Raw genomic sequence first — 20,072 nt, 5'->3', positions numbered from 1 at the left:
GAAGCAAACGATTCAATCCGAAGTCGATCAACGCCTGCGCAGGATAGGACGATCGGCCGCCCGCCACCACGGGGAGTGCCGCACGGCGCCGGGGCGGCCGCGCGCATGGGTGCACCGGCGGACCCTGTGCAAGGATGAAATGTGTGGACATGACCTCCAGGTCCCGGGAGGGCGACGGGCCATGACCGATATCCAGGAGTCGCTGCGCGAGATGATGGAGTGCGAGGGCGCGCTCGCGGCCTCGCTCGTCGACTATCTGAGCCGGATCACCCTGGGCGCTGTCCAGACCGCGCAGGGACCGGACCTGGAGAAGGTGGCCTACGGGGACACGGATGTGCTGCGGGCCAAGCTCTCCACTCTGGAGTTGCTCGGCTACAGTCCGGAGCGCCTCGAGGACATCGTCGTCACGCTGGACACCGAGTACCACCTGATCCGTCCGATCAGCCAGCGCGCCAGCCAGGGTGTCTTCCTCTATCTGGTGGCCGACCGGGCGCGGGCGGACCTGGACTCCGCGAGGACCACGATGCGCGATGTGGCCCTCCGGCTCGATGTGTGACCGTGTCCCCCCGCCCGGGCGGGGCCGGTGACGCCCGTCGACGGGGCCGTGGTGAGCGTTGCGTGGGCGGGGCGCCACATATCGTGCCGATGTGTATCGCGGATCGGGACGGGCACGGATCGTGCGGCACGAGGCTTCCCGATCGGAGGGGAATAAATGGTAGGAAGGGTGCGTGGTCGGAGTCTTCGGTCGATCTAGGCATGCCCCACACACCCCTTCCCGGACGCGTCTCCGCTCGCTCCTGAGTCTGCGCAGCTTGAGCGTGCGCAGTATCGCCGGGCAGGTTTTCGCTGTCCAAGTGCTGCTCGTATGCCTGCTCATCGTGGCCGCCACGACGGCGCTCATCCTCCAGGCCCGTATCGACAGTGAGCAGGAGGCCCTCAACCGCGCGACCGCCGTCGCCCAGACCTTCGCCACCTACCCGGGCACCGCGTCCGCGATGCGCACCGAGCATCCGACCACCCTGCTCCAGCCACGGGCCGAGGAGACACGCAAGCGAGCGCATCTGGACTTCGTGGTCGTGGCGAACACCCACGGCATCCGCTACACCCACCCCAAGCCGCAGTACATCGGCAAGGAGGTCATCGCCAACTGGCGGCCGGTGGTGAAGGGCAAGATCGTCACCGAGTCCGTGCAGGGGCCCCTCGGCCGGGAGGTCCAGGCCACCGTTCCGATCCCCAAGGGCGACGGCACCGTGGCCGGCGTGGTGTGCGCCGGGATGACCGCCGCCGATGTGAGCGGCCGGGTCGAGCGCCAGCTGCCGCTGGTCTTCGGCTCCGCCGCCGGTGCGCTCGCGCTCGCCACCGGTGGGACGGCGCTGGTGGGTGGGCGGCTGCGGCGGCAGACGCGGGGGCTCGGCCCCGCCCAGATGACCCGCATGTACGAGCACCACGACGCCGTTCTGCACTCCGTGAAGGAAGGCGTGCTCATCGTCGACGGCCACGGTCGCCTGGTCCTCGCCAACGACGAGGCCGTCCGGCTGCTCGACCTGCCCCCCAACGCCGAGGGCCGCCCCGTCACCGAACTCGGCATCGAGCCGCGCACGGCCGAGCTGCTCGCCTCGGGCCGGGTCGCCACCGACGAGGTGCACCTGGCCGGGGAGCGGCTGCTGGCCGTCAACCAGCGCTCCACCCGATGGGACGGCGGGATACTCGGAAGCGTCGCCACGCTCCGCGACTCCACCGAACTGCGCGCGCTGTCCGCCAAGGCCGAAGTGGCGGAGCGGCGGCTGAGGCTGCTCTACGAGGCCGGCGCGAAGGTCGGCACCACCCTCGACGTCGTACGGACCGCCGAGGAGCTGACCCGCTTCGCCGTCCCGTGGTTCGCCGACTTCGCCACCGTCGACCTCGTGGACCCCGTGCTGCGCGGCGACGAGCCCGTGGGCAGCGCCATGCGCCGCACCGCCACCTGTGGCATCCGGTCCGACCATCCGCTGTGGCGGGTCGGCAAGATGATCACCTACACCGGCAGCGTACCCCAGGCGCTGGGCTTCGGTGCGGGCCGGCCGGTGCTCGAGGCGGATCTGCGGACCTACGAGGGATGGCAGGAGCAGGACCCCGAGCAGGCGACCAAGATCGTCAAGTATGGCATCCACTCGATGATCACCATCCCGCTGCGGGCGCGGGACGTCACCCTGGGCATCGCCACCTTCTGGCGCTCGGAGAAGTCCGAGCCGTTCGACGAGGACGACGTGGCGCTCACCGAGGAGTTGGTCGCGCGCGCCGCGGTCGCCATCGACAACGCCCGCCGCTACACCCGCGAACACGCGATGGCGGCCACCTTGCAGCGCAGCCTGCTGCCCCAGGGCCTGCCCGAACAGGACGCCATGGAGGTGGCCCACCGCTATCTGCCCGCCCGGGCCGGGGTCGGTGGCGACTGGTTCGACGTCATCCCGCTGCCCGGCTCCCGGGTCGCCCTCGTCGTCGGCGATGTCGTCGGCCACGGACTGCACGCCGCCGCCACCATGGGCCGGCTGCGCACCGCCGTGCACAACTTCTCCGCGCTCGACCTGCCGCCCGATGAACTCCTGGCCCATCTCGACGAGCTGGTCTGCCGGTTCGACCAGGACCAGGCCGCCGCGGGCACCGACGCCCCGGGGATCAGCGGTGCCAGCTGTCTGTACGCCATCTACGACCCGGTCTCCGGCCGCTGCACGATGGCGGGCGCCGGCCACCCGGGCCCGGCGGTGGTCCTCCCCGACTCCACCGTGACCTTCCCCGACGTCCCCCTCGGCCCACCGCTGGGGCTGGGCGGTGAGCCCATCGAGACCGTCGATCTCGAACTGCCCGAGGGCAGCCGGCTGGCGCTGTTCACCGACGGGCTGATCCGGGACCGCGGCCGGGACTTCGACGAGGGGCTCGGCGTGCTGCGCACCACCCTCGCCGGACTGCCCGAACACACTCCGGAGGAGACCTGCCAGGCCGTCTTCGACACCATGGCGTCCTCGCACCCCGGCGACGACATCGCCCTCCTCGTGGCCCGCACCCATCTGCTGGACCCCGGGCACGTCGCCGAGTGGGAGCTGCCCTCCGACCCCGCCGCGGTGGCCCGCATCCGCAACGAGGCCGCCGAGCAACTGAGCGCATGGGGGCTGGAGGAGGTCGGCTTCACCACCGAACTCATCCTCAGCGAGCTGATGACCAACGCCATCCGCTACGGATGCCGCCCCAGCCGGGTCCGGTTGCTGCGCGCCCGCAGCCTCATCTGCGAGGTGGCGGACGGCTCCAGCACCTCGCCGCATCTGCGCCGCGCCGCCACCACCGACGAGGGCGGCCGAGGGCTCTTCCTGGTGGCCCAGTACGCCCAGCGCTGGGGGACCCGCTACACCCCCAACGGCAAGATCATCTGGGCCGAGCAGCCCCTGGCCGCCCCGGTGTCACCGCTGGGCGAATGCACCGGCGACGACCTCCTCGACCAGTGGGCCGACATCCCCGGCTGACCCCGATTGGCGCCGAAGCCCCGTCAGACGACACCCTCATGGCGTAAAGCGCCGCTCACCACGGGCCATTGGGCCCGGCGGCGCGATGGGCTACGGAGGAATGCGGCATGCGCAAGAGGCTGCGGGAGCGGCTGCGGTACTGGTTCGACGGGACGATGGACCGTGGCACCCCGGCGCTGATCGGCTGGCTGGGGCTGGCCTCGTTGGCGTTGATCACCCTGGTCTCCGGGGCGGCGGTCGCCTTCGCCCACAAGGACACCAAGGAGAACGGCGGCTGGCCGGGCATCGTCTGGATGAGCCTGCTGCGCACCCTCGACCCGGGCACGATGGGCGGAGACAGCGGCCGGCCGCTGTTCCTCGTCCTCATGCTCACGGTGACCATCGGCGGCATCTTCATCGTCAGCGCGCTGATCGGTGTGATGACCACCGGCCTGGAGGCCCGGATCCAACAGCTGCGCAAGGGCACCTCACGGCTGATCGAGCACCACCACACCATTGTGCTGGGCTGGTCGGAGCAGGTCTTCACGGTGATAGCGGAGCTGGTGGAGGCCAACCAGAGCGAGCGGCGCTCGTGTGTGGTGATCCTCGCCGACCGGGACAAGGTCGACATGGAGGACGAGATCCGGCGCCGCATCCCGGACACCGGCAAGACCCGGGTGGTCTGCCGCTCCGGCAATCCGCTCCAGCGCGGCGACCTGGAGCTGGTGAGCCCGGACACCGCCAAGGCCATCATGGTGCTCTCGCCCATCGGGGACGACAGCGACATCGACGTCATCAAGTCGCTGTTGCTGCTGAACAGCCGCACCTGGACCGGGACCCGGCCCAATGTGGTGGCCGCCGTGCAGAGTTCGGCGAACCTGGCGGCCGCCCGGCTGGCCGCGGGGGACACCGCGCTGGTGATCGACGCCGATGACATCGCGGTCGGGCTGATCGTGCAGTCCCACCGCCAGTCCGGTCTCTCCACCGTCTTCAACGAACTGCTCAGCTTCGTCGGCAATGAGATCTACCCCTGGGACGAGCCCGCGCTGACCGGCGCCACCTACGGGGAGTCGCTGAACGCCTTCGAGCTCGGTGTGCCCATCGGCGTGCACCGCGCGGACGGCGAGGCGCTGGTCAACCCGCCCATGGACACCGTCATCGGGCCCGGGGACCGGCTGCTGATGGTCGCGGAGGACGATCTGCTCATCAAGGCCGCGGTCACCCGGCCGCGCGTCCTGCGCCCGGCGATGGCCGTGGCCGAGTTCCAGCCGCCGGTGCCGGACCGGACGCTGCTCATCGGCTGGAACTCCCGCGCGGAGAAGATCATCGCGCAGCTCGACCTGCTGGTGAAACCCGGGTCGGTGGTGGACATCGCGGCCGCGCGCCCGCCCCGGGAGGAGGCCGAGCGGGAGCTGAAGAACCTCACGGTCGGCTTCAAGTACTGCGAACCCACCCGCCGTCCGTCGCTGGAGGCGCTCGGGCTGGAGGGCTACCGCCACATCGTGGTGCTGACGGAGGACGGGATCGACCCCGGACGCGCCGACGACCGCACCCTGGTCACCCTGCTCCACCTGCGCGACATCGAGATCCAGCTGGGCGATCCGTACTCCATCGTCACCGAGATGCACGACGACGCCAACCGTGAGGTCGCGCAGGTCACCAAGGCCGACGACTTCATCGTCTCCACCAAGGTGATCAGCCTGCTGCTGACCCAGCTCACCGAGAACCGCCATCTGTACGCGGTCTTCGCCGACCTCTTCGACCCGGAGGGCTCCGAGATCTACCTCAAACCGGCGCCCAGCTATCTGATACCCGGCGCGGAGGCCAACTTCGCCACCGTCATCGAGGCCGCCCGCCAGCGCGGTGAGACGGCCATCGGCTACCGGCTGGCCCGGCACAGCGACGAGCCACCGCGCTACGGAGTCCACCTCAACCCGTCCAGGACCGCGCCGCTGACCCTGGAGGAGGGCGATACGGTCGTGGTCCTGGCCGAGGACTGAACGCGGGCGCGGGGCGTCAGCCGAGCGCGCGATGGGCACCCGGGGTGTGGCCGAAGGCCCGGCGGAAGACATCGATGAAGGCGCTGCTGGACGCCCAGCCGCAGCGGTGGGCCACGGCCGTGACCGGGACGCCCTCGGCCAGCAGCCGCAGGGCGTGGTGCAGCCGCAGCTGGGTGCGCCACTGCGGGAAGGTCATCCCCAGCTCCGCCCCGCACAGCCGGGTCAGGGTGCGCTCGCCGACCCCGACCGCGGCGCCGAGCTGCCGCAGGGTCCGGCTGTCCGCCGGGTCGTCGTGGAGGAGGGCGCACACCGCCGCCAGGCGCGGATCCCTGGCGGCGGGCACATGCACCGGCTGCTCGGCACAGTGGCGGAGCTGATCGAGCAGTACGGCCCGCAGCCGACGCTGTTCGGCGCCGAGGTCCGCCGGCCGCGCGGTGTACTCGATGATCAGCTCGCGCAGCAGCGGGCCGACGCCGAGGACCGCGGGCTGCCCCAGCCGCAGCGGGTTGTCCGCCACCGCCAGCCCCACCAGATGGAGCTCGGTGGCGCCGTACGCGCGATGCTCATGGACGGTCCCGGCCGGGATCCACAGTGCCCGGTTGGCGGGCGCGATCCAGCTGCCCGCGTCGGTGGTGACCGCCAGTACCCCGCGTCCGGCGTAGACGATCTGGTGCTCGTCATGCCGGTGCGCGTCGATGCCACCACCGGCGGGCAGCGGGCGCTGGCCCGTCGTCGCCCGGGGAGCGTGGCGGATTCTCTCCATCGCGACCTCATGGTATCGGTCACCGGAGCCGGTGGCCGGGGCGTGGCCTCCGCCACGGCCGTCAGCGGACGGTCAGTGCGCCGTCCAGTTTGGCGCCGTCCATGTTCATGATGGTGCCGGTGGTCCACCCGGCTCGGGGGGAGGCGAGGAAGGCCGCCGCGGCGGCCACCTCATGGGGCTCGCCCGCGCGGCCCGGCGGACGGCCGTCCGGGGCCTGACCGGCTCCGTACCGCTCCACGGCGCTCATCGCGACGAGCCGGTCCCGTTCACACGCCGGGGCGGGTACGGCGCCGGGGGCGATGCCGTTGACCCGGACCCCGGAGGGGCCAAGTTCGTTGGCGAGCGCCCTGGTCATCGCGTTGATGGCGCCATGGGCGGCGGAGTAGGCCGCGGACGGGCGGTCGGCGGACGCCGTATGGGCCCAGTAGCTGCTGATGTTGATGATGCTGCCGCGCCCCTCGATGAGCGCGGGCAGCAGCGCCTGGGCGAGGAGGAAGGGCACCCGGACATTGTGGTGCAGCATGGCGTCGAAGGAGTCGGCCGAGGTCTGGGCGAGCGGGCTGAAATGCGCCGTGCCCGCGTTGTTGACCAGGGTGTCCACCCGCTTGGTGAGCGCGAGCACCTCACGCGCGGCGGTGGTCGCGGCGCCGGGGTCGGCCAGGTCCACGCGGAGTCCGCGTACGGTGGTGCCGTGTCCGGCCAGGGTGTGGCGGGCCCGCTCCAGCTTGTCGCCGTCATGGGCGAGCAGCACCAAGTCGGCGCCCTCCACCGCGAAGGCGTCCGCGATGGCGTAGCCGAGGCCCTCGCTGGCTCCTGTGATCACCGCGGTGGTGCCGGCGAGGTGGCTCATGCACGGGCTCCCTTCGAGGTGTCGGTCCTGTAGCGGCGGCCTCCCTGAGCGGACAGATCTTGTCCGATTGGATCTTCAGCGTATGTATCCGGACAGATTCTGTCCATTTGATCGTGCGTCGGGTCGCCGTACGACCGGCTCCGACGAGACTTCCGTACCGCACACTGGGGTGTCATGGAGTTGCAGATCACCGCCACGTCGCCCGAGCATCCGGCGTCCCTGCTCGATCTGCCGTGGAACATCCCGCTGGAGGAGTGGCCGGAGGAGCATCTGGTCGCGCTGCCCCGGGGCATCTCCCGCCATGTCGTGCGGTTCGCGCAGGCGGGCGGCGAGATCGTGGCGGTCAAGGAGGTCGGCGAGTGGGCGGCGGTGCGCGAGTACGGGCTGCTGCGCGATCTGGACCGGCTCGCGGTCCCCGCGGTGGACGCGCTCGCGGTGGTGACCGGGCGCACCGACGAGCACGGCGAACCCCTGGAACCGGCGCTGATCACCCGCCATCTGGTGGGGTCGCAGCCGTACCGGTCGATGTTCCAGACGACCATGCGGCCCAGCACCATCAGACGGCTGCTCGACGCGCTCGCCGTGCTGCTGGTGCGGCTGCACCTGGCCGGGTTCGCCTGGGGCGACTGCTCGCTGTCCAACACCCTCTTCCGGCGCGACGCGGGCGCGTACGCCGCCTATCTGGTGGACGCCGAGACCGGGCAGATCCAGCCGAGGCTCACCAGCGGACAGCGGGAGTACGACGTCGAGGTGGCGCGGGTGAACATCGCGGGCGAGCTGATGGACCTGGAGGCGAGCGGTTCGCTGCACCCCTCGGTCGATCCGGTGCTCTTCGGCCAGGCCATCGTCGAGCGCTACTGCGAGCTGTGGCATGAGCTGACCCGGCAGTCGGTCTATCCGCTCGCCCAGCGCCACGCCATCGACCAGCGGGTCCGGCGCCTGAACGACCTCGGGTTCGACGTGGCGGAGATGCAGATCGAGCGCTCGCCGGACGGCGACACCGTCACCTTCGTGCCCAAGGTCGTGGACGCGGGCCACCACCAGCGGCAGTTGCTGCGGCTGACCGGGCTCGACGCGGAGGAGAACCAGGCCCGCAGCCTCCTGAACGACCTGGAGACCTGGATGGCCACCCAGGACGACTACACGCCCGGCGATCCGCTCGGCGCCCGCCCGGAGGTGCTCGCCCACCGGTGGGTCCGCGATGTCTTCCGGCCCACCGTGCGGACCGTGCCGAAGGAGCTGCGCGGTGCCACCGACACCGCGCAGATCTACTACGAACTCCTCGAGCACCGCTGGCTGTTGTCCGAGCGGGCCGGCCGGGACGTGGGCCTGGACGCCACTGTCGAGGACTACATACGGACCGTCCTGGCGGACCGGCCGCACGGCTGACCGCCCCGCGCCCGAGGCAGCCGCCCCGGGGCGGGGCGGGCTATCCCGCGGCGGCTGGCCGCGGCGGGAGCTCGAAGCGCAGCAGGGCCCCGGTCAGATGGGTGCGCAGCTCCGTCTCCGGCTCGATATGGCGGATCTCGCCCCCGTCGTCGATGACGGTTTCGGCCAGCGCGTCGATGATGTCGGGGACCTCGCTCAGCGGATCGCCGCACAGCGGACAGCTCTCGCCCGAGCGCGCGAGGAGCCCGTCCCGGTCACAGACGACCCCGGGGGCGGCCGCCTCCTCATCCGCCGCCAGTGTGCCGACCGCGGCCAGCGACGCCGCCCACAGCGTCTCGTCCAGCCCTACGGCGCTCGGCGGCCGCCCGGCCCCCTTGGCCTCCAGGATGTCGCCCACGAGCTGCCGTTGTTTCTGGTGGGCGTGGTCGGAGACGATCTTCTGCACCCGGTTCCTGACGTCCGCGGGGGTCGCGGTCTCACGGTCGACGGTGAAGTCGCCGATCAGCCGCTCCCGCAGGTCACGGGGGAGGAACTGAAGGAAGTTCGGCACCTCGTAGGAGTGCCCGCCGACCACGAGCACATCGAAGGCCCGCTTTCCGAACAGCTGCTTGAGCTCGCCGATGAGCTTCCGGAAGTGGCGCTTGCTCAGCTCATCGGCCTTGTTGCGGACCCTGTCCTCGGCGAGCCCCGCAGCGTAGTTGGGCTTGCGCAGCGTACGATCGCGGATCGTCTCCAGTTCCCGGGCCTGGTCGAGGTAGTGCTCCCAGATCTGGCCGGTCCCCCGGTCCACGATGACGGCGCAGGCGCGGTCGTACTCATCCAGCACGGCCAGCATGGGGCGGACGTACGGATCGGAATCCACCACGATGCGCTCGCGGGTGGGGCGGGGCAGCCACACCTCCTCGTACACATCCTTGCCGCTACAGGCGAAGACGGCGACGGCACCGGGCTGGTGCGGCTCGAAGGCCAGCGACTTCTCCAGCTTCACGATGTCCTCGCGGAGCGAGAGCCGCGCGGCATGATCGAGCGAGCTGTCCAGTGAGAGCGGCCGGATGCCGTCCAGCAGACTGGCCACCCGGGTCATGAATGTGCTGCGGCCGGGCTGCTCGGGCGGCACGGGGACGTAGAGGGACACACACGGAAGGCCGTCCCCCCTCAACCGCAGGACCCGGTCGACCTGCTCTTGCGTGATCATGGCCGCTCCTCGCCGTGACGGTGAGCCTCACTGCGCCTCATTCCAGGTAACGCGGTGGTCGCGGAAGAGGCAAACGCAACCGGGGATCGACTCACAACCGAGTTCAGGTTGGGGCTACGCTCAGAGGAATGGGACACGGTGCGATCGCGATTCCCCGGGGCTTCCGTACGAATTGAACTGAACTCACGTCGGTTCCTGGTCGGCGACACCATCTCGGCACGATGGAGCGGCCGCTCGGGGACAACGCCGCCGTCGCCGGTACGGGACGATGCGCGGGAGAACCTCCGCCGGGCCGTGGAGGCACCTATCCGCTGCCACGTCCGGTACCGGCTGGAGGCGTTCGACGGCAACCGCGAGACCGGCGGCCTGGAAGAACCCGGCCAGGAGCGGGGTCGCGCCGCCGTGGCACCTGCGAGCGCGGGTTCCGCGAACCACCTACGGCGATATCGCCCCGCGCGTCGTCGGGGCGGCCACCCCGGGACCCCGGCCGGGCGGGTGTTCAGGACTTCGAGGTCAGCACGTCCCGGATCGACGCGATCACCCGCGGCGCCTGGTCGTTGAGGTAGAAGTGGCCGCCGGAGTAGACCTGGAGGTCGAAGCCACCGGTGGTGTGCTCGCCCCAGGCGCGGGCCTCCTCGACGGTGGCCTTGGGGTCGTCGTCCCCCACGTGTGCGTGGATGGGCGTCGCCAGCCGCGGGCCGGGGGTGTAGCGGTAGGTCTCGGCCGCCTTGTAGTCGCTGCGGATCGCGGGCAGCACCATCCGGAGGATCTCGTCGTCGCCAAGGAGTGAGGTGTCGGTGCCGCTCAGGGCCTTCATCTCGGCGATCAGCCCGTCGTCGTCGCGGAGGTGGACGGACTCGTCGCGGTGGCAGGACGGGGCGCGCCGCCCCGAGGCGAACAGCGCCACCGGCTGCACGCCCTTCTGCTCCAGACGCAGGGCGACCTCGAAGCTCAGCGTGGCGCCCATGCTGTGGCCGAAAAGCGCCACCGGCTTGTCCGTATAGGGCAGCAATTCGGGCACCAGCGCGTCGGCCAGTTCGGCGATGTTGTCTATGCACTTCTCATTGCGCCGGTCCTGGCGCCCCGGGTACTGCACCGCGAGCACATCGACCGTGGGCGAGAGGGCCTTGGAGACGGGGAAGTAATAGGAGGCGGACCCGCCGGCGTGGGGCAGGCAGACGAGTCGCGTCGCGGCGGTCGGCGCGGGGTGGAACTGCCTGATCCACAGGCTTGTGCCGGTGGGGTTTGCGGTCACGTGATGTCCTTTCGTGCCGCTCGCTCTGCGGCGGCTGTCGGGTGGCTGTCAGGCGCGTGCCTCGGGTCGCGCGCAGACCAGTAGACCACCCTGCCGGTCCCATCCGAGCTGCGGCCACCCCTATTTCGGCCTGGAGTCCCCTAGTATTTCCCTCGTGTCGGTCATGCGCGGGAGGCGGTGAGTCAGCCCCGTTCGGCCGTCCGCAGCGCCAGGGCCGCCAGCGCCTCGGGAGCCCCGGCCTGACCGCGGATTCCGGGAAAGGCGTTGATGTCCACGATCAGCGGCGCGCCACCGCCCGAGTCGATCAGATCCACGCCGTAGACGTCCAGCGCGAACACCGGACCGACCCGGAGCACCGGATCCAGCCAGCCCGGTGGCAGCGCGTCCAGGGCCAGCGGCAGGTTCGGACCGCGGCCACCGGCCGCCAGCTCCGACCGGCGCAGCGCGGCGAACACCCGGCCCGCGACCACCCACAGCTTGTGGTCCCAGCCGTCGTTCGGGACGAAGTCCTGCACCACCACGGGCTCATCCGCCCAGTCCGCGGTCAGGGCACGCAGTTGTGCGGCGTCGTCCACGCGGGCCACCAGGTCATGGCGGCGGCTGTGACGGCTCTTGACGACGACGGGACGAGGCGGCGGCTCGGCCGCCAGTCCGGCGAGGGAGGCCACGGTACGGGTGGGGGCGAACGGCAGACCGGCGCGGAGCGCCCGTTCGGCCATCGCCGTCCGGTCCTGGCACCGCGTGGTGGCGGCGGCGGAGTTCACCACCGGGGCGCCACGCCGCTCCAGGGACCGGGCGAGCGCCAGCGCGGGCGGCGTCCGGGCCTTCAGCAGATAGACATCGGCGAGTTCGCCGGGGGAGGCGGGGTTGCCGGGGGAGGCCGGGTTGTCGTCGCCGCGCGGGTCGAGGGCCATGACCTCATGGCGGGAGGCCAGCAGAGCCGTGGCGTCGGCGAGGAGTTGATGGCCGGGGTCGGCGGTGATCAGGCCGATCCTCATCGGCCGCCGCTCACCGTGGCGGTCATCCGGCTCGTGGCCGCGGGCGGCTCCGGAGTGCGCACCGGCGGCTCGGCTCCGGTGAGGGCGCCGACGAGCGCGGACCGGGACCGGCCACCGCCCCCGCGCGCCAACTCCAGTACCGCGCGCCCCACCCGGGCCGCCGCGTCCGGCACCTCCTTGAAGCTGGGGAAGTCGTTCACATCGACGACCACCGGCCCGTCCGGGCCCAGCAGCACATCCACCCCGTACAGATCGAGGCCGTAGACCGCGCCGACCTCGGCGGCGATGGCGGCCACTTCGGCGGACAGCGGTACCCGACGGCCGCGGGTGCCCCCGTCGGGGCCGAGCGGTGACCCCCGCTCGGTGGCGTACAACTCCCCGCCCACGCAGTACACCTTGAGGTCGATGCCCGAATTCGGCACATACGGCTGGGCGATGAGCATGCCCTCCGCCGCCAGCTCGGGGCGCAGCGCCCGCAGCCGGTCCGGGGTCGGCACCAGCCGCACGGCCCGCCCCGAGCTGCCGTCCGCGGGCTTGACCACCAGCGGGAACTCGGCCTCCGGTATCTCCTCCAGTGCCTCGGGCCGGGCGGCCGCGTAGGTGGGCGGCATCGGCAGACCACGGCTGCGCCCGATGGCGGCCGCCAGGGCCTTGTCCCGTACGCCGCGGATGGAGCGGGCGTCATTGACGGTGGTCAGCCCGACCGCGGCCGCGGCCTCCAGCAGCGTCAGCCCGGGGCCCCCGGACACCGTCTTGAGCACCCAGGCGTCATGGCTGCCCGCCCGCACCGCGTCGGACATCCGTATCAGGGAACGACCCGGCCGGACCACATCCACCTGGTGACCCCAGGCGGAGAGCTGACGGATCACCTCACGCGGCATGCCGTCATGGCGATAGCGCTCCTCCACCAGAAAGCAGAGTCTCATGGGCCTTCTTCCTCGTCACCGGACAGGTCCCCGGGCCGCTGCCGAGAGTGTCCGGCGCGCCATGGCTCCTCAGGATGTCATCCGTCGTTCTTTTACGATCTCCTGGGCCAACCCATGGCCGTCAGTGGCCCGTTCATCGGCCCCCGATGAGACCTGTTTATCGCGCTAAGTTTGCTTTACTCTGCTGAATATGACGCTGACGCGCAGGGAGCGGGAAATACTCGCGCTGCTGCGGCGGGACCCGCTGGCCGGCGCCCAGTCCATCGCCGACGCCCTCGGGACCACGCGGGCCGCGGTCAATGTGCATCTGTCGAATCTGGGCAAGAAGGGCGCCATCCTGGGGCGCGGCTACATCCTGCGCCAGGAGCACGCGGTGGTGGTCATCGGCGGGGCCAATGTGGACGTCAAGGTGCGCAGCCTCGCCCCCGTGGCGTACCGCACCAGCAATCCGGGGCGGTCCCACACCAGCCCCGGCGGGGTGGCCCGGAACATCGCCGAGAACCTCGCCCGGCTGGGCACCCCCACCCATCTCATCGCCGCCGTGGGACAGGACGCGGCGGGGGAGCGGCTGCTGAGCGAGACCCAGGCCGCCGGGGTGCGGATCGAGCATGTGCACCGCGGCCCCCATCCCACCGGCACCTATACGGCGGTGCTGGACGCCGACGGCGATCTGGTCGTGGCCATCGCCGACATGGCCGCCACCGACGCGCTGGCCCCCGAGCACCTCCACACCGCGCGGGAACTCATCGGCAACTCCGGTCTGCTGGTGCTGGACGGGAACCTCTCCACGCGGGTGCTCTCCTACGCCCTCGACATCGCCTCCGCCACGGGTGTCCAGACGCTGCTCGATCCGGTGAGCGTCCCCAAGGCGGCGCTGCTGGCCCCGCTGTTCGCCGCCGGGCGGCCGGTCTTCGCCGTCACGCCGAACGTGGCGGAGCTGGCCGCGCTCACCGGGCGCGACCTCGAAGGGGCCACGGACGCGGACGACCCGGAGCTGCTCCGGGCCTTGGCCGCCCTCCACGAGCGCGGGGTGCGGCATGTGTGGGTGCGGCTCGGGGCCCGCGGCTCCCTGCTGAGCACCCTCGACGAGGGCCGGGTGCCGCTGGCGGCGCCACCGGCCGAGGTGCGGGACGTCACCGGGGCCGGTGACGCGATGCTCGGCGCGTTCGCCCACGCCCTGCTCGGCGGCGCCGACCCGGTGGACGCCGCCCGCTACGGCCACGCCGCCGCCGCGCTGACCGTGGCCACCCCCGCCACCGTACGACCCGACCTGACCCCGCGTCTGATCGAGGACGCGCTCGACGCCACGCTGCGGAGGACCACATGACGACCCCCCACCCCCGGCTGACCCTCACCGAGGAGGTCGCGGAGGCCCTGCTCGACGGCCGTCCCGTGGTCGCGCTGGAGTCCACGATCATCAGCCACGGCATGCCGTATCCGCAGAACGTCGAGATGGCCACCGAGGTCGAGGAGATCATCCGCGCCGAGGGCGCGGTCCCCGCCACCATCGCCGTCCTCCACGGCAGGCCGCGCGCCGGTCTGGACCGGGCCGGCCTCGAACTGCTCGCCACCAGCCCCGAGGTGGGCAAGGTCAGCGTGCGCGACCTCGCCCATGTCATCGCGCGCGGCGGCCATGGCGCGACCACCGTGGCGTCCACCATGAGGCTCGCCGCACTCGCCGGGATCCGGGTCTTCGTCACCGGTGGCATCGGCGGAGTGCACCGGGGAGCGGAGCGGTCCTTCGACATCAGCGCCGATCTCACCGAGCTCGCCACCACCCCGGTGGCCGTCATCAGCGCCGGGGTCAAGAGCATCCTCGACATCGGACTGACCCTGGAGAAGCTGGAGACCCTGGGCGTTCCGGTGCTCACCTACGGCACCGACGACTTCCCCGCCTTCTACTCCCGGGTGAGCGGCTTCCGCTCCCCGCTGCGCGTCGACTCACCCGAGGAGATCGCCGCCACCATGCGCGCCCAGTGGGAGCTGGGGATGGCGGCGGGGCTGAGCATCGCCAACCCGGTCCCCGAGGCCGAGGAGATCCCCGCAGACCGGATGGACGGCATCATCGAGCGGGCCCTCGCCGAGATGGCGGACGCGGGGATCGGCGGCAAGGACGCGACCCCGTATCTGCTGGGCCGCATCGTGGAGTTGACGGAGGGGGAGAGCCTGCGGACCAATATCGCCCTGGTCAAGAACAACGCACGGCTCGGGGCGCGGATCGCGATCCACTACGCGGCCGGGGCGAAGAGCGGGTCGTAACGCGCCGGCCTCGAGGGCTCGATAATCGATTGCCGTGGGAGGGGCCCGGTGCTGGGGTGGGCGCATGGACCGTGATGTGGTGCGTGAGCTGTACGACCGGGAGATGAGACAGGGTGCGCGGGCCGACGGCCCCGGCGTCCGGGTCGAGCGGGTGGGCGCGGTGGTGCGGCAGACCGGTGGCCGCGACGACTGGAACGGCGTCCTGTGGTCGGATCTGGACGACGCCACCGCCGATGCGGCGATCGCCGCGCAGATACGGCACTTCGGGAGCGCGGACCGCACGTTCGAGTGGAAGCTGTACGCGCACGACCGCCCCGGCGACCTCGGCGAACGACTCCGGGCCGCCGGATTCGTCCCCGAGCCCGAGGAGACGCTGATGGTCGCCCACGTGGCCGAGCTGGACACCGCCGTCGAACCGCCCCAGGGCGTCCGGCTGCTCCCGGTGACCGACGCGGCCGGTGTGGAACGGGTGGTGGACGTCCATGAGCGGGCGTTCGGCGACGACGGCACCGCTCTCCGGCACCGGCTCCTCGCCCAGCTCGCCGAGGACCCGGACACGGTCGCCGCGGTGGTGGCCATGGACGGCGACCGGCCGGTCAGCGCGGCGCGGATGGAGCTGCCGCCGGGGGCGCCGTTCGCCGGGCTCTGGGGCGGGGGCACGGTGCCGGAGTGGCGCGGCCGGGGCGTCTACCGCGCCCTGGTCGCGTTCCGGGCCCGTATCGCCGCCGACCGCGGCTGTCGCTATCTCCAGGTGGACGCGTCCGGCCTGAGCCGCCCGATCCTGCGCCGGCTCGGCTTCGTGCCCCTGACCACCACCACGCCGTACGTCTACCGGGCCTGACGCCGGCGGGGGCCGGGGGCGGATGTGTCGGTGGGGTGTTCTACGGTCTGGCCATGACGACCTCCGATGATGTCCGTGCCATCGCCCTGTCGCTGCCGGAGACCACAGAGAAGATCGCCTGGTCGATGCCCACCTTCAGGGTCGCCGGGAAGATGTTCGCCACCCTGCCCGAGGACGAGACCTCGATGGCGGTCAGATGTCCCAAGGTGGAGCGGGAGGAGCTGGTGCTGGCGGAGCCGGAGAAGTTCTGGGTCGCCGCCCATGAGGCGAGTTCGGCCTGGGTGCGGGTGCGGCTCGCCGCGCTGGACGACCTCGATGAGCTGCGGGACATCCTGCTCGACTCCTGGCGGCAGGCCGCACCGGCCGCATTACTCGAATGATCACACCACGCGGCCCATGACTCCTCGAAATGTGGCGTTATGGACGTTCGAGCGGATAACCGACACGGGTGAAAGTCTGGACTTTTCCCGGTAATCGGAGTGCTGTCTTCCGCTGTGCGGGGTTCCCTGGAGGGGGATCAGCGAGGGAGGCCGCATGGTGCACGGCGGCAGGACGAACCGCCCCGCGGCGTGCGGCGGCCCGTGCGCGGCCGCCGTCCTTCTGCTGCTGGCGGCCACGCTGCTGCATGCCGTGCTGGCCCTGGGGGCCGTCCGCGCCTCGCCGTCCACCGGGCCGGAGCGGTGCGCGGCCGGGAAGGCCGGGGCGGCCGGGGCGGCCGGGGTGCCGAACCGGGCCCCGGCCCCGTCCGCGCCGGGTGACGCGGGGGCTCCGGCATCGGCCCGGGCCCTCGGCGCGTCCGCCCCCGCTCCCGTCACCCCTGTTCCGCCGGCGCCGGAGGCCGAGGACGAGCGCCCCGCCTCCTCGGTGTCGGCCGTGTACTCCGCCCGGGACGGCGCCGGGCACCCGGCCCGGCACGCCGGGCGGGTGGCGCACGGCGCCTCGTTCGGCGCCCATCGCTCCCTCTCGACGTCCCTCGGCCCCCTCGTGATCGGCGCGGTCCGTGGACGCCCCGCCGACCCGGCGCCGGGCGTCGGCGCGTTCGGCGCCGGGGGCCACGTCCCGGCCGGCCGGCTCTCCTCGCGGACCGTCGTTCTGCGCTGCTGACCGGGCCCGGCCGTCCGTCATCCCGTTCCGCGTGCCCCGCGGATCCCGGATGCGGTCCGGCCTGCCCGCCCAGCCGTAGGACGTCCGAGACCGCAGGAGTATCCGCATGCCCATCGATGTCTATGCCGCCATGCGCGCGATGCTGCGCGCGGAAGCCACCCGGCGCCCCGCCACCTCACGGGTCGGCACCGCCGATCCGTCGCCGCCCGCCGTGGATCCGGCCGCTCCCGGGTCGGGTGACCCCACCGTTCGGGGTGCGTGCGCCGAGGAGACCGTGCCGGCTCCGCCGACCGTACCGGCTCCCTCCGGCGTACCGCGTCCCGTCCGCCGGGCCCGCCCGTCCCGGTACCTGTCGCGCTGCCGCGCCGTGCTGCGCGCCGTACGCCATGCCGTGTCGTCCTGCTTCGCCGGGCGCGCTTCACGACCGGGCCGGTGACACGCGAGGCCGGTGATACGCGAGGCCGGTGATACGAAGGCCGGTGATACGAAGGCCGGTGACACACAAGGCCGGTGAGACCGGGCCGTTGACCCCCGGCCGTTGACCGGCCACTGCCGGAAGCACGGGTGCCGGGAGGTCACACCGGCCCGTCGTTCCGTCCGCCCTCCGGTCAATCCCCGCTCGAGAGCAACCGCTCGCGCTGCGCCACGGCCCAGGCGTAGCCGGGATTCAGCGCCACCGCGCGCTCCAGATCCGCCAGCGCCGCCGCGCGTCTGCCCAGGGCCTCGTTGGCCATCGCACGGCTCCCCAGGGCCCAGGCGTAGCCGGGGTCGAGGGCCAGCGCCCGGTCGTACTCCGCGATGGCCTCCTCGTAGTGGCCCGCGAAGCGGTGGACGTCGCCGCGTTCGCCGAGCGTTCCCGGGATGCCCGGCTCCAGCGCCTCCACCCGGTCCAGGTCCTCCAGCGCGCCCGCGGTGTCCCCCAGGGTGCTGCGGACCCGGGCCCGCCGGAGCAGTGCCCAGGTGTAGTCGCCGTGTCGCTCGATGGCCCGGTCCAGGTCCGCCAGGGCCTCCTGGATCCGGCCGAGCGCCATCTTGGTCTGGCCGCGGCTGCCCAGGGCCACATGGTCCGCCGGATCGGCCTCGATCACCGGGTCGAGCCGGGCCAGCGCCTCCTCGTACCGGCCCGCCCGGCGGCAGGTCTCCCCGCGCTCCCGCTGCACCCAGGTCGAGCCCGGCTCCAGCGCGTCCACCCGGTCCAGCGCGTCCATCGCCGCGGTGAACTCCCCGGTCGCCCGGTGGACCACGGCACGTCCGAAGTGCGCGCGCACATTCCCGGGGTCCAGCTCGATCGCCCGGTGGAAGTCCCCCAGCGCCCCGTCGAACTCCTCGACCGAACGGCGGTGCCAGCCCCGTACGACGAGGGCGGCGACCCGGGCGGTGGCGTCCAGCCCGCCCCGGGCCAGCAGCAGCCCCATCGCGTCGATACCACGCCGCCGTTCGTCCGTCAGCGCCTCCACCAGGTGCCACCCCCAGGTGCGCACCGCGTCCGAGTCGGCGTCCTCGCCCGCCTCGACCAGGGTGGTCGCCCAGCGCCGGGCCACCGCGGGGCCCGCGTCACAGGCGCCGATCCCGTCCCGCAGCGCTCCGGGCAGCGCCGCCGACGGCCGTGCGCACAGCAGGTGGTACCACTCCTCCAGGCGCGGTCCGCTCCAGGCGTCCAGCCGCCATCCGTCGTGCGGGTCGAGCCCTCCGGCGGCCGCCTCCCGCCAACCGGCGAAGGTCTCCGCCAGCCGGGTGTGCGCCGCGCTCCACCGCTGCGGTGAGGTGGTCCGCTGGAGCCGCAGCATGGGCGCGCGCACCACATCGTGGTAGCGGGCCGCGCCGTCGCGGTCGCCGATGAACGGCAGCGACCGCAGCCAGTCGAACAGCACGGCCCCGTCGTCGTCCACCGCCGCCCTGAAGACGTCCTCGTTCAGCCGCCGGGGCAGCGCCCCCGCCAGGGCGGCGGAGCGGCGCACCGGATCGCGCTCCCACTTCAGGAACCGGTCGACGGCGGTGGCGCTGGGGTCGCCCAGATCGCCACCGGTCCCGGGGTTCTCGGCGAGGGTGGACACCAGGACCGGCAGCCGGCCGGAGAGCCGCAGCACCTCCCGCACCACCGGCTCATCGGTGATCCCCTTGGCGGTCAGCAGCTGCCGGGCCTCCGCGTCCGTGAACGGCTCCAGCGGCAGCTCCGCGACCACATCGGCCAGATCGCCCCAGCAGCCGGGGTCCAGCCGGGTCTGCCCGGCCAGCACCAGCACGGTGTTGGCGGGGAGGACGCCGAGGCGTTCGCTGGTGAGCAGGGTGCGCAGCCAGGGGTCGAGCAGCGGTCCGAGGCGCTCGTAGGTGTCGAACAGCAGCACCAGCCACGGCACCGCCGCGGCCGCCTCCGACAACTCCCTGACCAGCAGCGGCGACAGTGTCTCCACCGGGTCCAGCACCAGCTGGACGTCCTTGTGGTCGCGGAACCGCGAGCTGAGCGCCGCCCGCAGCCGGTCGGTGCTCTCGGCCAGCGGCACCGGATCGACGGCGCCCGCCAGCGCCCCGACCCCCGGCACCAGGCCGAGCCCCGCGAGACCCGCCCGCGCGGCGGCCATACTGCCGGCGCTGGGCCCCTGCCGCTCGCCCTCCGCCGGTGCCGACTCCGCCTCGTGGCGGCGCTGCCGATAGGTGGCGAGCCGACGGTCGAAGGCCGCCAACTCCCGCCCCTGGCGGGCGAATTGCTCGCTGATGGCGGCCATCGCCTCGGGTACGGAGCTCGCCGTCTCGTCGATCCGGGCGGTGAGCGCGCCGTACTCCTGGCGGGCGGTCTGTTCCAGCCGGCGCGTCAGCCAGGTCTTGCCCACGCCCGCGTGGCCCCGCACATGGAAGACGAAGCGATGCCGCGCGTCCTCCGGCGGCAGCCCGAAATTGTCCCGGAACGCGTCCAGTTCCCGGCGCCGGCCCACGAATCCGGCGTTCCTGCGCCGCTGGATCAGCTCCTGCATCGACGGCCGTGCCCGCCCCATCGGCCTCTCCTCCCCTCGGGATCCAGTCT

Annotated in this window: 17 protein-coding genes; 10 read left to right on the top strand and 7 right to left on the bottom strand. The window is 72.4% G+C overall.

Features of this window, described 5'->3' with window-relative positions:
* The first annotated feature begins 181 nt into the window (after window positions 1-181).
* From KHP12_RS08425 to KHP12_RS08415, 3 genes are all read left to right on the top strand, one after another.
* On the top strand, window positions 182-556 hold the full coding sequence (locus KHP12_RS08425; protein ID WP_211832341.1) for a hypothetical protein: 375 nt from the start codon (window positions 182-184) through the stop codon (window positions 554-556).
* Window positions 557-797: 241 nt separating this feature from the next.
* Window positions 798-3,494: a SpoIIE family protein phosphatase gene (locus KHP12_RS08420; protein ID WP_372455294.1), complete on the top strand. Its 2,697-nt coding sequence runs from the start codon at window positions 798-800 to the stop codon at window positions 3,492-3,494.
* 107 nt (window positions 3,495-3,601) lie between these two features.
* The gene (locus tag KHP12_RS08415; RefSeq protein WP_210608747.1) at window positions 3,602-5,473 is read left to right on the top strand and encodes a CASTOR/POLLUX-related putative ion channel; all 1,872 of its coding nucleotides are present in this window, start codon (window positions 3,602-3,604) and stop codon (window positions 5,471-5,473) included.
* 16 nt (window positions 5,474-5,489) lie between these two features.
* On the opposite strand, the gene KHP12_RS08410 is transcribed toward KHP12_RS08415, so the two are convergent.
* The gene (locus KHP12_RS08410; protein WP_211832335.1) at window positions 5,490-6,236 is read right to left on the bottom strand and encodes an AraC family transcriptional regulator; all 747 of its coding nucleotides are present in this window, start codon (window positions 6,234-6,236) and stop codon (window positions 5,490-5,492) included.
* Between the two features lie 61 nt (window positions 6,237-6,297).
* Window positions 6,298-7,086 (bottom strand): SDR family NAD(P)-dependent oxidoreductase, encoded by a 789-nt coding sequence (locus KHP12_RS08405; protein WP_086881026.1) that lies wholly within the window; start codon window positions 7,084-7,086, stop codon window positions 6,298-6,300.
* A gap of 174 nt (window positions 7,087-7,260) precedes the next feature.
* On the opposite strand from KHP12_RS08405, the gene KHP12_RS08400 reads away from it, so the two are divergent.
* Window positions 7,261-8,475 carry a DUF4032 domain-containing protein gene (locus tag KHP12_RS08400; protein ID WP_086881025.1) on the top strand — a complete coding sequence of 405 codons (1,215 nt, stop codon included), beginning with the start codon at window positions 7,261-7,263 and terminating at the stop codon, window positions 8,473-8,475.
* Window positions 8,476-8,515: 40 nt separating this feature from the next.
* Here the strand turns inward: KHP12_RS08400 and KHP12_RS08395 are convergent, their stop codons facing one another.
* The 4 genes from KHP12_RS08395 to KHP12_RS08380 all read right to left on the bottom strand — a co-directional run bounded on the left by KHP12_RS08395 (window position 8,516) and on the right by KHP12_RS08380 (window position 12,849).
* Complete coding sequence (locus KHP12_RS08395; protein ID WP_086881024.1) at window positions 8,516-9,670, bottom strand: baeRF10 domain-containing protein; 1,155 nt, start codon at window positions 9,668-9,670, stop codon at window positions 8,516-8,518.
* 499 nt (window positions 9,671-10,169) lie between these two features.
* Window positions 10,170-10,925, bottom strand: coding sequence for a thioesterase II family protein (locus KHP12_RS08390; RefSeq protein ID WP_086881023.1), 756 nt, complete (start codon window positions 10,923-10,925; stop codon window positions 10,170-10,172).
* A 182-nt stretch (window positions 10,926-11,107) separates the two neighbouring features.
* Window positions 11,108-11,923, bottom strand: coding sequence for an ATP-grasp domain-containing protein (locus KHP12_RS08385; RefSeq protein WP_211832332.1), 816 nt, complete (start codon window positions 11,921-11,923; stop codon window positions 11,108-11,110).
* Complete coding sequence (locus tag KHP12_RS08380) at window positions 11,920-12,849, bottom strand: ATP-grasp domain-containing protein (protein WP_086881021.1); 930 nt, start codon at window positions 12,847-12,849, stop codon at window positions 11,920-11,922. Before KHP12_RS08380 ends, KHP12_RS08385 begins: the two co-directional genes overlap by 4 nt.
* Window positions 12,850-13,039: 190 nt before the next feature.
* On the opposite strand from KHP12_RS08380, the gene KHP12_RS08375 reads away from it, so the two are divergent.
* The 6 genes from KHP12_RS08375 (at window position 13,040) to KHP12_RS08350 (ending at window position 17,489) form a co-directional block, all read left to right on the top strand.
* Window positions 13,040-14,176 carry a PfkB family carbohydrate kinase gene (locus KHP12_RS08375; protein ID WP_211832330.1) on the top strand — a complete coding sequence of 379 codons (1,137 nt, stop codon included), beginning with the start codon at window positions 13,040-13,042 and terminating at the stop codon, window positions 14,174-14,176.
* Window positions 14,173-15,108 carry a pseudouridine-5'-phosphate glycosidase gene (locus KHP12_RS08370; protein WP_086881019.1) on the top strand — a complete coding sequence of 312 codons (936 nt, stop codon included), beginning with the start codon at window positions 14,173-14,175 and terminating at the stop codon, window positions 15,106-15,108. Before KHP12_RS08375 ends, KHP12_RS08370 begins: the two co-directional genes overlap by 4 nt.
* Window positions 15,109-15,172: 64 nt before the next feature.
* Window positions 15,173-15,949, top strand: coding sequence for a GNAT family N-acetyltransferase (locus tag KHP12_RS08365; RefSeq protein WP_086881018.1), 777 nt, complete (start codon window positions 15,173-15,175; stop codon window positions 15,947-15,949).
* A gap of 53 nt (window positions 15,950-16,002) precedes the next feature.
* Window positions 16,003-16,329: an MmcQ/YjbR family DNA-binding protein gene (locus tag KHP12_RS08360; RefSeq protein WP_086881029.1), complete on the top strand. Its 327-nt coding sequence runs from the start codon at window positions 16,003-16,005 to the stop codon at window positions 16,327-16,329.
* Window positions 16,330-16,483: 154 nt separating this feature from the next.
* Entirely contained in the window at window positions 16,484-17,053 is a 570-nt protein-coding gene (locus KHP12_RS08355) for a hypothetical protein (protein WP_086881017.1), read from the top strand.
* Window positions 17,054-17,159: 106 nt separating this feature from the next.
* Window positions 17,160-17,489, top strand: coding sequence for a hypothetical protein (locus KHP12_RS08350; RefSeq protein WP_086881016.1), 330 nt, complete (start codon window positions 17,160-17,162; stop codon window positions 17,487-17,489).
* Window positions 17,490-17,661: 172 nt separating this feature from the next.
* Here KHP12_RS08350 and KHP12_RS08345 read toward each other — a convergent pair whose 3' ends face one another.
* Complete coding sequence (locus KHP12_RS08345; RefSeq protein WP_244202680.1) at window positions 17,662-20,043, bottom strand: tetratricopeptide repeat protein; 2,382 nt, start codon at window positions 20,041-20,043, stop codon at window positions 17,662-17,664.
* Window positions 20,044-20,072 lie beyond the last annotated feature (29 nt).

Source organism: Streptomyces asiaticus (genome assembly GCF_018138715.1).
Lineage (GTDB): Bacteria > Actinomycetota > Actinomycetes > Streptomycetales > Streptomycetaceae > Streptomyces > Streptomyces asiaticus.
The sequence above is the reverse complement of the archived record's forward strand: the minus strand, read 5'-3'. Positions and strand labels throughout refer to the sequence as shown.

Coding starts and splice junctions, on each gene's coding strand:
- KHP12_RS08425 (WP_211832341.1), top strand. CDS start 182: ATGACCGATATCCAGGAGTCGCTGCGCGAGATGATGGAGTGCGAGGGC.
- KHP12_RS08415 (WP_210608747.1), top strand. CDS start 3,602: ATGCGCAAGAGGCTGCGGGAGCGGCTGCGGTACTGGTTCGACGGGACG.
- KHP12_RS08410 (WP_211832335.1), bottom strand. CDS start 6,236: ATGGAGAGAATCCGCCACGCTCCCCGGGCGACGACGGGCCAGCGCCCG.
- KHP12_RS08405 (WP_086881026.1), bottom strand. CDS start 7,086: ATGAGCCACCTCGCCGGCACCACCGCGGTGATCACAGGAGCCAGCGAG.
- KHP12_RS08400 (WP_086881025.1), top strand. CDS start 7,261: ATGGAGTTGCAGATCACCGCCACGTCGCCCGAGCATCCGGCGTCCCTG.
- KHP12_RS08395 (WP_086881024.1), bottom strand. CDS start 9,670: ATGATCACGCAAGAGCAGGTCGACCGGGTCCTGCGGTTGAGGGGGGAC.
- KHP12_RS08385 (WP_211832332.1), bottom strand. CDS start 11,923: ATGAGGATCGGCCTGATCACCGCCGACCCCGGCCATCAACTCCTCGCC.
- KHP12_RS08380 (WP_086881021.1), bottom strand. CDS start 12,849: ATGAGACTCTGCTTTCTGGTGGAGGAGCGCTATCGCCATGACGGCATG.
- KHP12_RS08375 (WP_211832330.1), top strand. CDS start 13,040: ATGACGCTGACGCGCAGGGAGCGGGAAATACTCGCGCTGCTGCGGCGG.
- KHP12_RS08370 (WP_086881019.1), top strand. CDS start 14,173: ATGACGACCCCCCACCCCCGGCTGACCCTCACCGAGGAGGTCGCGGAG.
- KHP12_RS08365 (WP_086881018.1), top strand. CDS start 15,173: ATGGACCGTGATGTGGTGCGTGAGCTGTACGACCGGGAGATGAGACAG.
- KHP12_RS08360 (WP_086881029.1), top strand. CDS start 16,003: ATGACGACCTCCGATGATGTCCGTGCCATCGCCCTGTCGCTGCCGGAG.
- KHP12_RS08355 (WP_086881017.1), top strand. CDS start 16,484: ATGGTGCACGGCGGCAGGACGAACCGCCCCGCGGCGTGCGGCGGCCCG.
- KHP12_RS08350 (WP_086881016.1), top strand. CDS start 17,160: ATGCCCATCGATGTCTATGCCGCCATGCGCGCGATGCTGCGCGCGGAA.
- KHP12_RS08345 (WP_244202680.1), bottom strand. CDS start 20,043: ATGGGGCGGGCACGGCCGTCGATGCAGGAGCTGATCCAGCGGCGCAGG.